Raw genomic sequence first — 15,531 nt, 5'->3', positions numbered from 1 at the left:
ACATCTTGTGTCTATGACGTATTCATCTGCCGAGCGTGCGTATCGGGAGGTCAAGGAACGGATCCTGGGCGGTGCGCTGCCCGGGGGCGAGTTGATCAGCGAGGGTGAGGTCGCCGCGGATCTGGGGACCTCCCGCACCCCGGTGCGCGAGGCGTTTCTGCGGTTGGAGGCCGAGGGGTGGATGCGGCTGTACCCCAAGCGCGGCGCGCTGGTGGTGCCGGTCCCGCCGGGGGAGGCCGAACATGTCGCGCACGCCCGGTACGTCGTGGAGACCGCCGCGGTGCGGGCGTTGGCGACCGTGGATCGCACCGCGCTCCTGGCGGAGTTGCGCGCGGTGATCGAATCACAGCGTGAGCTGGCCGCGGCGGGGGATCTCGAGCGGTTCGCGGCCATGGACACCGAATTCCACCGCGGGGCCGTCGCCGCCGCGGGCAATCCGCTGCTGACCGGGTTCTACGACTCGCTGCGGGAGCGGCAGCGCCGGATGAACAGCCTTGCGGTGAAACGACATTCGGGTAATGCGGCGCAGATCGTGGCCGAGCACGCGCGACTGGCCGATGCGATCGAGTCCGGTGCCGCCGACGCCTTCGCCGCGCTGCTGATCGAGCATCTGTCCGGCGTGCACCAGTTGGAATTGCGGGGTTTGTGATGACGACTTCGGTGGTCGAGGTCCAGGGCGCGCCCGGCGCGCTGGCCGCGCCGCGGGCCTGGCGGGGCGTGGCCGCGGCGATGTTCGTGATCGCCTGGGGTGGAAACGAATTCACGCCGTTGCTGGTGATGTACAAGAATCACGGTCTGTCCGTCACCACCGTGGACGTGCTGTTGTTCGACTATGTGCTGGGCATCGTGCCCGCCCTGCTGATCGGCGGCCCGCTCTCGGATCGGTTCGGGCGGCGCGGGCTCATGCGGCCCGCGCCGTTCATCGCCGCGGCGGCGTCGTTGCTGCTGGCCGTGGGAGCCGATTCGGTGGCGCTGCTGTCCGCCGGGCGGGTGCTCTCGGGCGTGGCGCTGGGACTGGCGATGGCCGTGGGCGGCAGTTGGGTCAAGGAATTGTCACAGCCGCCGTATTCGTCGGCGGCGGCGGTCGGGACCGGTGCGCGGCGCTCGGCGATGAGTCTGACCGCGGGATTCGCGCTCGGCGCGGGTGTGGCCGGGGTGCTGGCGCAGTGGGCTCCGTGGCCGCATTCGCTGCCGTATCTGGTGAACGTCGCGCTGTGTGCGGTGGGTGTGGCCTGGGTGATGCGCGTTCCGGAAACAATTGTGCGGCAACCGAATCCGGGACGTCTGCGGGACGATCTGCGGATTCCGTCCCCCGGGCACCGCCGCTTCCTGGGCGTCGCGCTGCCGGTGGCGGTGTGGGTGTTCGCCTCGGTCGGTACGGCCTACGCGGTCCTGCCGACGCTGCTGGCCGCAAAGGCGCACAGCCTGCAGATCGGTTTCTCCGCGCTGCTCACGGTGCTGACCCTGGGTTGCGGATTCCTGATCCAGTCGGTGGCGAGGCGGATCGATCGGCCCGGTGCGGCGCGAATCGCGACGTTCGCGCTGGTGCTGGTCACGGGCGGGATGGTGCTCGCGGCGGTCGCCGCGGACACGCTGACGCTGTGGATCGCGCTGGTCGCGGCAGCGGTGCTCGGGGCCGGGAACGGCATCGGCCTGGTCGCCGGACTTCAGGAGGTCGAGCGCATCGCCGAACCGGCGGATCTGGCGGGGCTGACCGCCGTCTTCTACTCGGTCTGCTACATCGGCTTCGGCCTGCCCGCCCTGCTGGCCTTCCTGAACCAGACCACCGGGCTCGGATATCCGGTCATGCTCGTGGCCGGCGCCCTGGTCGCGCTGGCCTGCCTGGCGGTCGTGCTGCGGAACTATCGGGCGAAAATCGAAATCGGCTGAGCCCCAGAGATATCCGACCACAAGTCGGAGACGGCGCGGCCGGGCCCGCGGGCCTGACGGACGCCGCGAGCCCGGCCGTCGCGCATCTCTACGGGCCCGGGAACCGACTGGCTACCCGGCGCTGCCGCTGGGCGCGCCGCCGGTGACGGTGACCGTCGTGGGCGGCGTGGACGAGGTGTAGTCGTGCGAACCCAGCGGCGGGGTGTGGTACGCGCAGAACGCCTGCGCGTGGATCCGGCCGTTCGGCAGATTCCGGATCGATACGGTGATCGTCCGGCCGGGACCGGCGTACGAATCCTGGCCGCCGCTGCCGAAGACGGTCTTGCTGTCGGTGTCGGTCGCCCAGCAGACGGTGCCCTGCTGGGTGTTCTTGTTGTGCACGGTCGCGGTGACCGTGCCGGGCGCGGACGCGTTGAACCGCGCATCCGGCGCCGCCAACGCGGGCGCGGCCGTGGCCGCGGGCATCACGAGCGCCGCGAGCGCGGTGGGGGTCGCGAGTGCCACGGTTGCCGCCGCACGTGTCCATGCTGGTCGTCGCATCTGTGTAATCCTTTGTTCGGATCGACCTTTCGGGGCCATTCTTGCCCAAACCGCTCGGTCACGCTGAGGGAAAAGAGTGGCTCATACGGTGCGCCACCGCGGGCGGCTCGAGCCGCGAGGCACCAGCGGCGGGTCCGGCCAGGCGGGCGCGGTGTGCGAGAACCGGACCGGCGGGGCGAGCATGTGCACGTCGCCGAGCGGGCTCGCGGCATCGTAGGCGGCGGGTTCGAGCAGGGTGTGCCGATCATCGGAGCCCGCATCGGCCGGGTCGACCAGGCCGAGCGTCTGATACCACATCGCGGTGCGGGTGAGGTTGACCGTGACGTGCCAGGATCCGCCCTCGGTACCGCGCTTCACGAGCGCGGCGAGGGCCCCGATGGCGCCCATGTAGCCGGTGATGAAATCGTTGATCATGCCGGTGACGGGGAGTTTCGGATGCCCGGTTCCGCCCTCGATACTCATCAGGCCCGACGCGGCCGAGCCGTTCATGTCGAATCCGCCGCGGGTCCGCCACGGCCCCTCGGAGCCGTAGCAGGTGACCGAGACGACGATGATCCCCGGGTACCGGGCCGCGAGCTGTGCTGGGTCGAGACCGAGTTTCTCGAGCTTGTCGCCGCGATGGTTGTTGACCACGATGTGCGCATCCGCCAGGAGCCGATCGGCGCGTTCGCGGCCGGAGTCGGTATCGAGATCGACATAGGCGCTGCGGGAGCCGACATTGGCCTCGGCATAGATGAAATCGTGCTCGTAGTCGTTGGGGCGGGTGGCGCACAGTACGTCCGCACCCTGTTCGGCGAGGGTGCGCCCGACTGTCGGACCGGCGATGGCGTGCGTGCACGACAACACCCGGATGTCGTCCAAAGGCCTTGCGGCCGAGCTGAACTCGTGCACGGGAGCGTCACCGACGCGGTGCAGGCCGATCACCGGCTGGGTGGCCAGCAGCGCGCCTTGCGGGTGGGCGAGCCATTCGTCCGGCGTCCGCGCCACGCACAGCGGCAGTCCGGCGGCGTTCGCGGCCTCCTCCAGTTCGAAGGCGTCGCGCGCGGCGAACGCGTCGGCGACCTTCGCGTAATCCGGTGGGACATCGAGGAACCGGCACCATTTCGCGGCCAGATGCGGATACACCCCCGAGGCCATCACGGTGCGTCCGTCGGCGGTGCGATACGGCGCGAGCAGGAAGGGATTGTCCGCCACCAGCGGGAACGGCGGCAGCTCACCGGCGAGGGTGGGATGCCAGAACGCGTGCGGGGTGATGCCGTGCACGGCCTGGCGCAGGTCCAGGCGCAGATCCTGCGCGGGCCCGCCGCGACGCCGATGCACCGCGACCGCGCCGACGGCCGCACCCATGAGCGGAATCCCGATGCACGCGCCCAGCCGATGCCGTGCCGCCAGAATCGGATCCTGCCCGTCGAAGACGACCTCGCCTCCGGCATCGGCCGCCGACAATCCGAGATTCGCCAGCAGATCGTCCAGCGCGGCGCGATGGTCCAGGTCGCCCTCATCGACGGTGAGTGGTTGTTGTCCGCTGGTCATCATTGTCTCCTGCCGGTGATCTATGGACCTGTGTCGCTTGATATTTCGCGCTGCGGGGGCGGATCACCGGGTGGACGGACCCGGTCGCCATCGATCTCCGGATGCGCGGGGTGGCCGACCCGGCAACCTCGCTGAGTGTCGCCGACGATGCCGGTGCGACCGGTCGGCCGGGCCGGGGAACGGGCGGTCCGGCGAAGTGCATTGGGCAGGCCGATGTCAACCGATGGAGGCGTGCATGAGGTAGACGTTGTAGTGACGCCATTCGGACAGGGTGAAATAGAGATCGTGCGCGGTGGACCAGGGGTGCATGAAGCCGCCGTAGCCCGAGGGATAGTCCTCGGTGTGCAGCAGGGTGGCGGGCGCGGACCAGGTGCCCTGCGGGGTGGTGGACCGGCGTAGCAGCAGCACATTGTTGTCGGCGTCGAGGTAGCTCATCTCCCAGCGTCCCGCGGCCGTGTCGTAGCGGACCGACAGTTCCCCGGCGATACCGGACATGATGGGGCTGGCCGACAGCTCGATCCCCGCGCCGCCCGGCGTGGGCACCTGGAAGGTCGGTCGCCAGAAGCCGTCGATCCAGTACTGGTAGGCCGTTTTGTTCAGCACGTCGGCTTGCGGGACGCGCGCGAGGGCGATGGTGCCGAAACGTCCGTTGGGCGTGCCGAACAGGTAGACGTAACCGTCGTGCGGCACCATCGCCACCACTTGGAACTGCCCCTGGCCGAAGACGTTGTCCCAGCGCACGTGCTCGTCGTCCACCCAGGTCTGCCCGCCGTCGTCGGAATAGGCCAGGCCGCCGTAATTGGTCCACCAGCGCCCCGGCTTCTTGGCCCAGCGCGCGACCGACATGTAGCTCAGGTACTGCCGATCGCCCAGGGCGAAACCGGATGTCGGGATGACGGTGATCTCGAAGTTGTTCACCTTGTAACTGCCGAGCACCTCCGTGGCGTGACAGGGCGCGTCGGAGACCATGCTGTCGATCTTCATGCCCTGCGCGAGGTCGTGATCGGAGCTGAAGCCGATGACGTTGCTGCGCCAGTTCGTACCGCTCGGGCCGCCGTCCCGGAAACCCGGGCCGAACGTGTCGCCGAAGGCGACGGCGACCCGGCCCGGCGCGGATTCCCACATCAGGCCCAGATCGGTGTCGTCCACCTGCCAGCGCACATCGGTGCGGTTCTGCGATCCGGGTCCGGTCAGCTGCGTCACGGGGTAGACGTCGCGGATCCGGAAGGGTGCGAGCGGGCGCGTGACCGGTGCGGGCTGCACCGGCGGATGGACAACGGGCGGAACCGGTTGCGGGCGTGGTCCGGTGACATCCGGGCCGAGCAGCGTGACCGGCAGGGGGATCGTCTCCGGCTGCGGGACGATCTGCAGTTTCGGCAGCTGCCACGGGCTCGCCGGTGGCGTGCTGGTCGGCGGCGGTGTGGTGGGCTGCGGCGTGGTGGTCGGCGCGGTTGTGGTCGCCGGCTTCGGCGGGCCCTCGGGCCAGGTCGGCGTACCCGGCGGAATCGGATAGGAGGTTCGGGTGCGCCCATCGGCCAGTTGCGGGCACGGATTGGCGCACATGTCGGCCGGGAGCGCCGCCGGTGCGATCCGGGTGTTGTAGACCTGCTTGGGAATCTTCACCGGCGTGATCTTGGGCTGCACCACCTGGATCTGGATGGTGGGCGGCTGCGCCGGTGCGGGCGGCGGGGCCGGAACCGCCGGATTCGGCGTCCGGGCCTGCGGATCGAAACCCGTTTCGCCACAGGCGTTCACGGGCGAGGGCGCCCACGGCAGCGGGGCGGCGGCGCACGGCTGTGCGGTGGCCGCGGCGATCACGATCACCGCGGCGGCAACGGTAACGTCTCGCAGCACCCGGTCGGCTCCTCGCAGGTTCGGATCCACTTGTCACCACAAACCTTAATCTGCTCGCGCCGGGGGTACGGCACACCACCCGGCAGCCGGAACAGGTATCGGCTCGGGCTGCGCGCAACTCTTGTCGCGGGCCCGGTATACGGCCATAGTTCCTCGATAGGTTCGGCCAACTGACACCATGATGATCCATCCGGATCACCGTGAACTCCCCACGGTTGCAAAGGAGCTGGGATGACCCTGTTCGTTCCGCTGACCCGGCGCCGCACCGTCGATCTGATGCGCTTGGCCTCGGCCACCTGTCGCGCCTGAAGCGTCGGTCCGACGCCGCACTCACCGATCCGGACGCCGCTGGCGTACCGATGGCTCAGTCGATCCAGACACGCTCTACCACAAGCGTATTCAGTGAAAGTACCAGTTGATGCTGTTCCGATTACGGCGGTCCCGCGCGATGCGCGCAATCGCCTGCACTCTTGTCCCGCTCGTCGTCGCCGTGCTCAGCGCCTGCGGTACCCACGGGGTGAGCACCACCGCAGACGGTAAGACCATCCTGCGCTACCAGGGCGCCACCGGTACCGTCCAGCCCTACGAGCTGGCCGCGGATCTGGGGTACTTTTCCAAGATTCAATTGCAGTGGCTGGGCGATACGACCAGTGGCCCGGCGAACATCCAGGCCGCGGCCACCAAACAGGTCGAATTCGGCAGCGCGTTCAACGGCGCGGTGGTCAAACTGATCGCCGGTGGGGCGCCGGTCACCTCGGTGCTCAGCTCGTACGGCGCGGACGAGAAGTCCTACACCGGTTATTTCGTGCGCGACGACTCGGGAATCAAGACCGCTCGGGACCTGATCGGCAAGAAGGTCGGTGTCAACACCCTCGGCGCGCATCACGAGTTCATCACCCGTGAGTGGTTGCACGAGCAGGGGCTCAGCGAACCGGAGATCGCGCAGGTCCAATTCGTGGTGTTGCCGCCCACCAGCACCGAGGAGGCGTTGCGCACCGGACAGATCGACGTGGCCGCTCTCCAGGGCGTGTACCTGGAGACGGCCGTCGCTCGCGGCGGTGTGCACACGCTCTACACCGACAAGAATCTGTTCGGCCAATTCGATTACGGCACATACGTCTTCCGCAAGGACTTCATCGCGCAGCACCCGGACGCGGTCCGGGATTTCGTGCAGGGCACCGCCCGTGCCACCCGCTGGCTGCAACTGACCCCGCGTGATCAGGTGGTGGCTCGTTTCGCCGACATCATCCACAAGCGCGGCCGCAACGAGAACTCCGGTCTGCTGAAGTACTACAAGAGCTCCGGCATCCCCGTTCCCGGAGCGGTGATCGCGGAGCGGGAACTGCAGATCTGGATCGATTGGCTGGTGCGCAACAAGCAGTTGCCGGCGGGCAAGGTCGCGGCGAAAGACATCTACACCAATGAATTCAATCCCTACGCCAACGGCAAGTATCCGCCGAACAGCGGCCCCAACGGTGAAGAGGTGGCGAAATGAGCACGCCGGCCAAACTCGTCCTCGACGGAGTGCGCAAGGAGTTCCGGGTGCGTGGCGAGCGGGATAGTTTCACCGCGCTGGAGGACGTGAGCCTCGAGCTGACCGAGGGTGAGTTCCTCGTGCTGGTCGGTCCGAGCGGTTCGGGTAAATCGACACTGCTGGATCTGCTGGGCGGCCTGAGCAAGCCCAGCGGTGGGCAGTTGCTGCTGGACGGGCGGCCGATCACCGGACCGGGCCTGGACCGCGGCATCGTATTCCAGCAGTACGCGCTGCTGCCGTGGCGCACCGCGCGGGGCAATATCGAATTCGGCCTGGAGGCCAAGGGAATTCGCCGTCGTGAGCGTCGCTCGATCGCCGAGCACTATCTGGAACTGGTGGGGCTGAACGGATTCGGCGACCGGTATCCGCACGAGTTGTCCGGCGGGATGAAGCAGCGCGTGGCGATCGCGCGCAGCCTCGCCTTCGACCCGGAGGTGCTGCTGATGGACGAGCCGTTCGCCGCCCTGGACGCCCAGACCCGGGAGACGTTGCAGGACGAGCTGTTACGGATCTGGCGCAGCACCGGCAAGACCATTCTGTTCATCACCCACGGTATCGACGAAGCGGTGTATCTCGGTCAGCGCGTCGCGGTGCTCACCTCACGTCCCGGCCGGATCAAGGCGATCGTCGACATCGATCTCGAGCGCCGGGAGGATCCGGATCCTGCCGAGGACACGGATATTCGCTCCTCCGAGCGTTTCCGGGAGATTCGTCACCACATCTGGACGCTGTTGCAGAGCGAGGTCGCCCGAGTCGAACAACTCGGCGGCGTCGCCACGGCCGAACAGGGACCCGACGGGAGAGCCGCTCATGTCTAGCGCACGAACCATCGCCGATCGCACGATCGAGACCGAATCGGAGACCGCGCGAGCGCCGGGGGCGGCCACGCCCTCGCGCGCTGCGGAACAGCCGGACGCCTCGCGGATCGGCGTCGTGGACACCGGCGCGGCAGGGGCCGCCGCGGCCGTCGTGACGGAGAAGTCCGCGCCGTCCCGGACCGATGCGTCCCGGCTCACCGGCGCGCGGCTGGCACGCGGCTTCGGCCGGACCGTGTGGCGGTTCGGCAAGCCGTTGGTCGCGATCGTGCTGTTCCTCGCGATCTGGGAGGTCGCGCCTCGCATCGGACTGGTCGACGAGATCTTTCTGCCGCCGTTCTCGACGGTCGCGCAGGCGTTCGTGGAATTGGTCCGCGACGGGCAGATGTGGGAGCACATCTCGGCGAGCTTGAGTCGCTCGCTCACCGGATTCGCGCTGGCCGTGGTAATCGGTGTGCCGGTCGGCGTGGCGATCGCATGGTTCCGGCCGGTGGCCGATTTCCTCGGGCCGATCCTGGAACTGTTCCGCAACACCGCCGCGCTGGCCCTGCTGCCGGTGTTCATCCTGGTCCTGGGGATCGGGGAGACCTCGAAGGTCGCGCTGGTGGTCTACGCCGGATTCTTCCCGATCATGCTGAACACCATCACCGGTGTCCGAACGGCAGATCCGCTGCTGGTGAAATCCGCTGTGTCACTGGGATTCTCCTCGATTCGGCTGTTCTGGAAGGTGATCCTGCCCTCCGCGCTGCCCTCGATCTTCACCGGTCTGCGGATGGGGGCCTCGGGCGCGATCCTGGTGCTGATCGCGGCCGAGATGGTCGGCGCGCGAGCGGGACTCGGCTATCTGATCACCGCCGCGCAGCAGAACTTCCAGATCCCCGACATGTACGCGGGCATCGTCGCCATCGCCTTGGTGGGACTGGTCTTCAACGGCGCACTCATCGCCGTCGAACGCCGACTTTCTCGTTGGCGCACCAGTTCTCAGTAGATAACGAAGGATTCACATCGATGCCCCAACGCGGCAGAACCTTTCACATCAACGCCTTCCTGATGGGCGTCGGGCACCACGAAGCCGCCTGGCGGCATCCGCGCACCGCGGAACATCGGCTACTGGACGTCGAGCACTTCCGGGAGCTGGGCCGCATCGCCGAACGCGGCCGGCTGGATTCGGTGTTCTTCGCCGACAACCTGGCCGTGGGCCCGCGCATCGAGCGCAACGCACCGGCGGTGTTCGAACCGATCACCCTGCTGTCGGCGATCGCGACGGCCACCGAGCACGTCGGGCTGATCGCCACCGCGTCCACCAGCTACAACGAACCGTTCAATCTGGCACGCAAATTCACCTCGCTCGATCACATCAGTCACGGGCGGGCCGGATGGAATATCGTCACCTCCGGTAATGCCGAGGAGGCGTACAACTTCGGTTACGACGCCATTCCCGAGCACGCGCGACGGTACGAACGGGCCGAGGAATTCCTCGATGTCGCGCTGAACCTCTGGGACAGCTGGGAATCCGAGGCGATCCGGCTCGATACCGAATCGGGCGTCTTCGCCGATCCGGACAAGGTGCACACGGTCGATTACCGGGGTGAGCGATTCCGGGTGCGCGGCCCGTTGAATTCACCCCGCAGCCCGCAGGGCCGCCCGCTGCTGGTGCAGGCCGGATCATCGGAGAGCGGAAAGGAATTCGCCGCGCGGCACGCCGAGGCGGTGTTCACCGCGCAGCGCACCCTCGAGGAGGGACGTGTCTTCTACCGCGACCTGAAGTCCAGACTGGCCCGGTACGGCCGCTCGCCCGACGAACTCAAGGTGCTGCCCGGCCTGGTTCCGTTCATCGCCGACACCCCCGAGCAGGCGCGGGCGCTGGAACAGGAGTTCACCGATCTGATCTCACCCGATTACGCGCTGCGGCAACTGTCGAGCATGCTGGGCGTCGACCTGACCGAGCACGCCCTGGACGCGCCGCTGCCGCCGCTGCCCGCCGAGAGTGACATCCAGGGCGGTAAGAGCCGATTCACCCTGGTGAAGGACCTCGCCGAACGTGAGGACCTGACCGTGCGGCAGTTGATCGGCAAACTCGGCGGCGGCCGCGGTCATCGCAGCTTCGCCGGGACCCCGGAGCAGATCGCCGACGAGTTGCAGAGCTGGTTCGAGGGCGGCGCGGCCGACGGATTCAACATCATGCCGCCTTATCTACCGGGCGGCCTGACCGATTTCGTGGACCGCGTCGTGCCGATCCTGCAGCAGCGCGGCCTCTTCCGGACCGAATACACCGCCACCACCCTGCGCGGTCACTACGGGCTGGACCCCGTTGAGAGCCGGTTCACCCCGGTCCGGACCGCTGCGGGCGCCTGAGTCCTGTTCTGCCGCAACGGTGTCCGTTCGAAGGAACGGATACCGGGCGGTGGCCAGGTCGCCGCGGGCTGTCGGGAGCCGCGTTGGCAGGTCCGATTCCGACTATCGCCGGATTCCGATCGACCGACTTCGGAGGTGGCTGACGGCATCTCAGTAGGTCGAGTTCGCCTACGCCGCAAAGGTTTCCATCCGGAAATTATGGAACGGTTGCTGGGGCGGCGGTTTGGCCGCAGCCGTCTCCGAACCACTCGAGCGATTCATCCCGAGTGGCGGAGTTCGTCGAGAAAGGCGTCGGCGTCGCGATGTGACCGGATGCGGACGAATTCGAGGTGCCGCCAGGCGGGATCGGTTTGCGCGGCAACGTAGCGTGCTCGCAGGGCGGGGTGGGACGTCCAGGACCAGACGATGATCGATCGTTCGGGATCGAGGGTGAAGATGTCGCGCCAGCTTTCCCGGTTGCCGTTCCACAGCACGCGCCGGGTGATCACGCGCCCGAGCGTCCGGCGAATGAGCTGCAGAGCGACCAGCGGGCGCGGCAGATCGAACCAGACCACGGTATCGGCGTTGCGCCACACCAGATCTCCGAGTTTGCCGCGATAGTTGCCGTCGCTCACCCATGCCTCGCAGGCGATCCGCTCGGCGACCGCGGCGCGGAATTCGTTCTCGGGCATCGGCGTCCAGCCCGGCTGGTGATGGATGGCGTCGAGTTCGATATACGGTACGCCCAGTTGCCGGGAGATCCGCCGGGCCAGCGTGCTCTTACCCGATCCGGCCGCGCCGACCACGGAGATTCGCCGTCGGCTCACCGTCGGCTCACCCGGCCGCAGCGGTCACCGGCGCGGCATGCCGAAGCGGACCATGGTGATTCGCGCCTGCCCGTGGCGTCGAACCTGCGCATACGCCCCCTTCGGGTAGCTCCGAATCGGCCGGGCCGACGTTGTCGTCACCTCCGGACAGAGGGTACCTCGACCGGGCGTCGTGGAGCGGAGCCGTCTGCCGACAAGGTGTTGTAGCTACCCAGATGTGCTCCGCTTCCATGCGTCTCGAACTGCGAGGCTGGTCGAAATCGTTCGTTGGGGGCGAGCGCCGCTGTGCTCGGATATGTTGGCGGACAGACGGTTCGCGGCGGGGCCGGGCTCTGTTGCTGCCGAAAGGTTGAAGGGGCCGCTTTTCGCGGATATGTTGGCGGAGAATCGGTCTCGGCAATTCGGGCTCTGTTGCTGTCGAGAGGGCGCACCGGACTTGACGGGGGCATTGAGCAAATACGTTGCCGCACATGCAGCTCGCGGTGGATCAGGCGCAGTCGCTGTCGAGTCGGTCCGCATTGTGGCCAGGCGGAATCCGGAGCGGGGCCGCGGGGCTCGGGTGTCGGCCCATGCGTGCCACCAGGGCCGAATGCAGGTACCACAGGCCCGTGGTCTGGGCGGGGTCGAAGCCGGTGAGGCCCGCGATGCGGCGCAGGCGGTAGTCCACGGTGTTCGGGTGTACGTCCAGCAGGCGGGCGGTTCGGACGCGGCTGAGGTTGGCGGCGATGTAGATCCGCAGGGTCTCCAGCAGATCGGGGTGTTCGTCCAGTGGGTTCAGCCGGGTTTCGAGTGCGTCACGGGCGGTTCCGGGGCGGGTCAGTTGATATTGCAGGGCCAGTTCGGTGAACCGGTACAGGCCGGGGCCCAGGCCCAGATGCTGCACGGTGTCCAGCAATTCGTGGGCCAGGTGGGCCGCGCCGGGCACCTCGTGCGGCCGGGCGGTCACGACCGTGACCGTGATCGGCGTCTGGGCCGCCCCGGACAGGCCGCCGACCAGACCGTCGAGCTCGGAATCGGTTGCGGCCGTGGACGGTACGAGAACGGTGCCGCCGTCCACGGACAACAGGGACAACGCCCGGCCCCCGAGCGCGGTCGCCAGCTCGGCCTGCACCCGCCGCAGCTTGCGCCGCGCGACGACCCGGCGGTCCAGATGCGGCCGGGTCTCGTCGGGATGGGCCGCGAGGCCCACGGCGAGGACGAAATACCTGTCGGCGACCGGTAATTCGCGTGCACCGGCCGTCGCGGTGCTGGTCCCGGCGAGCAGCGCGGAGGTCAGACTGTGCGCCGCGGTCTGCTGTTCGGCGGCCTCGGCGCGACGCTCGCGCACATACGCCGTGCCGACCGCGGAGTTGAACACCTTCGACAGCTCGAGGATCGTGGTGGTGGCCGTGTGCACGCCGTGCGCGTTCGCCGGACTCGTGCGCGCGAACATCTGCTCGAGCGCCACGGTGAATCCCGCGCGCACCGCGGACAGGACCGCATCGATCGGAATCTCGGCGCGGGCGCATCCGGCCGCCGCGCTCTCCAGACGTTCGGCGGGGCAGGGGAGCGGGCCGCCGTTCATGCCCTGGATCATCAACTCGGCGCAGGCCCGCACGATGGCTTTGAGATCCGCGGAGATGAACTGTTCGGCCTGTTCGGATATCTCGGCGGATTCGGCGAGGCGGGCGAGCACGGTGCGGGTGAGTGTGTCGACATCGCGTACCGACGGGGACATGGGTTGTCTCACCATGTCCGGTTCGGGGCGGGCGAGGCTGTCGATCGTCACCTGTGACCTCCTGTCACCGTCGTCCCCGCGCCGATTGCGCGCGGGGCGGGCGTCGGACCGGGCAGCGCTGCTTTGCTGTAACCGGGCGTCAGCCCTATCGAAGACGGTAATCCGAGCGGTAACTCACCTTCTACTCCTCTTCGAACAATTCTCAGCGGGCGCTAATTATGTTCTCTACCAGGGGAGATGATGGTGCTGGTGCACCCTTCCGGAGTGGCTTTCGACCGGAGAGATGGCAGAGTGCTCATCTTTGGCATCCCCTGTGCGAGAAACGATCCGCCGCGTATCACGCGGCCTGCGCGGCGATCTGGGCATCGCACCAGGCCGCGATCATCTGCGCGGTCATCGCGATCGCCTCGTGCCGTTCGGTGCTGTCCACCTCGAGGGCCGAGGCGCGCAGCACGGCGGCGAAACAGGTGTTCATCAGCACGAAGCTGGTCACGTCGTAACGGTGATCGTCCCCGGGGCCCAGGATCTGGATGACCATCACCTTGACCAGCAACCGCAATCGGGGCTCGAATTCGGGAATTCCGCTGTTGTAGAACTGAACTCCCGCCACCAGGGCGCGCACCAGCCGGGCGTTGTCCACCAGTTCGTCGGTGATGACCTCCAGGATGCGGGTCACCTGTTCCAGGATCGACCGATCCGACAGGCCCAGCGCGTGCTGGGTGAGCCGCTGTTCGACGCTCTCGAGCAGGCGGCGCAGCAATTCCTCGACGATGACCGCGCGATCGGAGAAGTAGCGGTAGACGGTGCCGATGCTGATCCCGGCCTCGGCCGCGATCCGGTTGGTGGAGGTGTCGGCGATACCGCGCTCGCCGAACAGCCGGGCGGCGGTGTCCAGGATGAGTTCCCTGGTCGCCCTGGCCCGTTCCTGGGTCGGACGGCGACGCTGGCCAACAGCCTTCGGCGGCATCGCTACCCTCCTGCCTGCGGTCGGAGAAGATGAGCGGTGCTCAGCTTAGACGGGCTCGAGTTGCCGATATCGGGAAATTTGCGAAGAGTGTGGCGCACCCGCGCGTCGCGCCGCGGGCGAGGGAGGTTCGGACAATGAATGCTCGGGTGCCCAAGGGACGTCTCGCGCGCGGCGGCAAGCTGGGCAGGCTGGCCGCGGAGCAGACCATCCGCGGGGTCGGCACGCGGTTGGCCATGCTGGGCCGCACCGAGCAGGCCCGGCAGGTCCTGGCCGAACGGTCCACCCTGCAGGCGGCGCAGCAACTGGTCACCGTGCTCGGCGGGTTGCGCGGCGCGGCGATGAAACTGGGCCAGATGCTCTCGGTCCTGGACGTCGATCTGCTGCCCGCCGAACACCGGGAGATGTTCCGCGGCAAGCTCGCCGAGCTGCGCGACCATGCGCCGGAGGTGCCGTTCGACCGGATGCGGGCGGTGATCGAGGACGATCTGGGCTCGCTGCGGCGAGTGTTCGCGGACTTCGACGAGACCGCGATCGCGGCGGCCTCGATCGGGCAGGTCTACCGCGCGAGATTGCGCGACGGCCGCGAGGTCGCGGTCAAGGTCAAATATCCGGGTGTGGACGAGGCCGTCGAGGCGGATATGCGCAATCTCGCCATGTTCAGCAGGCTCTGGAGATCTATCCTGCCGAGTGCGGCCGACAGTGACGTCCTGGACGAGATCGCCGACAACATCGGCAGTGAACTCGACTATCCGCGCGAGGCCCGCAATCAGCATCGGGTGGCCGAACGTTATCGGGGCCATCCTTACATCGTGGTGCCGGACAGTATCGAAGAGCATTGCGGCCCAAGCGTTCTGGTGACCGAATTCGTCGACGGGCGGTCCTTCGACAGCCTGCGGGAGCTGCCCGGCGCCGATCGCGATCGCCTCGGCGAGCTGATCTACCGCTTCTACATCGATCCGGTGTTCACCGACTACGAATTCTGCGGCGATCCGCATCCGGGCAATATCCTGCTCGCCGCGGACGGCCGCCTGGCCTTCGTGGATTTCGGGCTCTACCACAGCATGGATCCAGCGCATGTCGAGCTCGAACGCGCGGCTCTGCAGGCCGCGGCCGAACATCGCGGCGAAGATCTGTACGACGGGTGGGTGAGCCGGGAGATCATCGATCCGGATTCGGGTGTGACCGTTCAGGAATGCCTCGATTACGTCTGGGCCGCGACCGGCTGGCATCTGCTCGACGAGGAGATCACCCTCGACCCCGAATTCGCCACCGGCGCGGTGGTTCTCGCGATCGATCCGCGCTCGGCGGAGTTCCGCGGGATGCGCAGTCAGCGGCTGCCGCCCGAACACGTGTTCTCGCGCCGGGTGGATCTGTTCACCCTGGCCGCGCTGGGTCAGCTGAACTGCACGAACAACTGGCATCGGCTGGCCCGGGAGTGGATGTACCGCGAACCGCCGGTGACCGAGATCGGGCGCGCGATCGCGCGCTGGCGGGATACCCGCTGAAGTCCGCCCGACAGG

Annotated in this window: 14 protein-coding genes; 8 read left to right on the top strand and 6 right to left on the bottom strand. The window is 67.8% G+C overall.

Annotation, left to right across the window (positions count from 1 at the left end; all coding sequences use genetic code 11):
• Positions 1–13 precede the first annotated feature (13 nt).
• Positions 14–649, top strand: coding sequence for a GntR family transcriptional regulator (locus tag NM2_RS05100; protein ID WP_067664569.1), 636 nt, complete (start codon positions 14–16; stop codon positions 647–649).
• Positions 649–1,890 carry an MFS transporter gene (locus NM2_RS05095; RefSeq protein ID WP_084530489.1) on the top strand — a complete coding sequence of 414 codons (1,242 nt, stop codon included), beginning with the start codon at positions 649–651 and terminating at the stop codon, positions 1,888–1,890. Before NM2_RS05100 ends, NM2_RS05095 begins: the two co-directional genes overlap by 1 nt.
• Positions 1,891–2,001: 111 nt before the next feature.
• On the opposite strand, the gene NM2_RS05090 is transcribed toward NM2_RS05095, so the two are convergent.
• The 3 genes from NM2_RS05090 to NM2_RS05080 all read right to left on the bottom strand — a co-directional run bounded on the left by NM2_RS05090 (position 2,002) and on the right by NM2_RS05080 (position 5,817).
• Positions 2,002–2,430 (bottom strand): hypothetical protein, encoded by a 429-nt coding sequence (locus NM2_RS05090; RefSeq protein ID WP_157120883.1) that lies wholly within the window; start codon positions 2,428–2,430, stop codon positions 2,002–2,004.
• Between the two features lie 81 nt (positions 2,431–2,511).
• On the bottom strand, positions 2,512–3,963 hold the full coding sequence (locus tag NM2_RS05085; RefSeq protein WP_157120882.1) for a CoA transferase: 1,452 nt from the start codon (positions 3,961–3,963) through the stop codon (positions 2,512–2,514).
• A 216-nt stretch (positions 3,964–4,179) separates the two neighbouring features.
• Positions 4,180–5,817, bottom strand: coding sequence for a glycoside hydrolase family 183 protein (locus NM2_RS05080; protein WP_067664563.1), 1,638 nt, complete (start codon positions 5,815–5,817; stop codon positions 4,180–4,182).
• 231 nt (positions 5,818–6,048) lie between these two features.
• Here NM2_RS05080 and NM2_RS52895 point away from each other — a divergent pair, with 231 nt between their 5' ends.
• The 5 genes from NM2_RS52895 to NM2_RS05060 all read left to right on the top strand — a co-directional run bounded on the left by NM2_RS52895 (position 6,049) and on the right by NM2_RS05060 (position 10,521).
• Complete coding sequence (locus NM2_RS52895) at positions 6,049–6,126, top strand: putative leader peptide (RefSeq protein WP_369690300.1); 78 nt, start codon at positions 6,049–6,051, stop codon at positions 6,124–6,126.
• 109 nt (positions 6,127–6,235) lie between these two features.
• Positions 6,236–7,312, top strand: coding sequence for an ABC transporter substrate-binding protein (locus NM2_RS05075; protein ID WP_067664561.1), 1,077 nt, complete (start codon positions 6,236–6,238; stop codon positions 7,310–7,312).
• Complete coding sequence (locus tag NM2_RS05070; RefSeq protein WP_067664559.1) at positions 7,309–8,169, top strand: ABC transporter ATP-binding protein; 861 nt, start codon at positions 7,309–7,311, stop codon at positions 8,167–8,169. The genes NM2_RS05075 and NM2_RS05070 overlap by 4 nt, the downstream gene beginning before the upstream one ends.
• A complete protein-coding gene (locus NM2_RS05065) occupies positions 8,162–9,154 on the top strand; it encodes an ABC transporter permease (protein ID WP_084530487.1) in 993 nt (330 codons plus the stop codon). Before NM2_RS05070 ends, NM2_RS05065 begins: the two co-directional genes overlap by 8 nt.
• 20 nt (positions 9,155–9,174) lie before the next feature.
• Positions 9,175–10,521, top strand: coding sequence for an LLM class flavin-dependent oxidoreductase (locus NM2_RS05060; RefSeq protein ID WP_067664557.1), 1,347 nt, complete (start codon positions 9,175–9,177; stop codon positions 10,519–10,521).
• 257 nt (positions 10,522–10,778) lie between these two features.
• Here NM2_RS05060 and NM2_RS05055 read toward each other — a convergent pair whose 3' ends face one another.
• The 3 genes from NM2_RS05055 to NM2_RS05045 all read right to left on the bottom strand — a co-directional run bounded on the left by NM2_RS05055 (position 10,779) and on the right by NM2_RS05045 (position 14,011).
• The gene (locus NM2_RS05055) at positions 10,779–11,327 is read right to left on the bottom strand and encodes a P-loop NTPase family protein (RefSeq protein ID WP_218025850.1); all 549 of its coding nucleotides are present in this window, start codon (positions 11,325–11,327) and stop codon (positions 10,779–10,781) included.
• Between the two features lie 487 nt (positions 11,328–11,814).
• Positions 11,815–13,095 carry a PucR family transcriptional regulator gene (locus NM2_RS05050; RefSeq protein ID WP_245717848.1) on the bottom strand — a complete coding sequence of 427 codons (1,281 nt, stop codon included), beginning with the start codon at positions 13,093–13,095 and terminating at the stop codon, positions 11,815–11,817.
• A 286-nt stretch (positions 13,096–13,381) separates the two neighbouring features.
• Positions 13,382–14,011: a TetR/AcrR family transcriptional regulator gene (locus NM2_RS05045; protein ID WP_067664553.1), complete on the bottom strand. Its 630-nt coding sequence runs from the start codon at positions 14,009–14,011 to the stop codon at positions 13,382–13,384.
• 134 nt (positions 14,012–14,145) lie between these two features.
• Here NM2_RS05045 and NM2_RS05040 point away from each other — a divergent pair, with 134 nt between their 5' ends.
• Entirely contained in the window at positions 14,146–15,516 is a 1,371-nt protein-coding gene (locus NM2_RS05040; protein ID WP_067664551.1) for an ABC1 kinase family protein, read from the top strand.
• Positions 15,517–15,531: the final 15 nt, after the last annotated feature.

This window comes from Nocardia miyunensis NBRC 108239 (genome assembly GCF_001613065.1).
In the GTDB taxonomy this organism is placed as follows: domain Bacteria; phylum Actinomycetota; class Actinomycetes; order Mycobacteriales; family Mycobacteriaceae; genus Nocardia; species Nocardia miyunensis.
The sequence above is the reverse complement of the archived record's forward strand: the minus strand, read 5'-3'. Positions and strand labels throughout refer to the sequence as shown.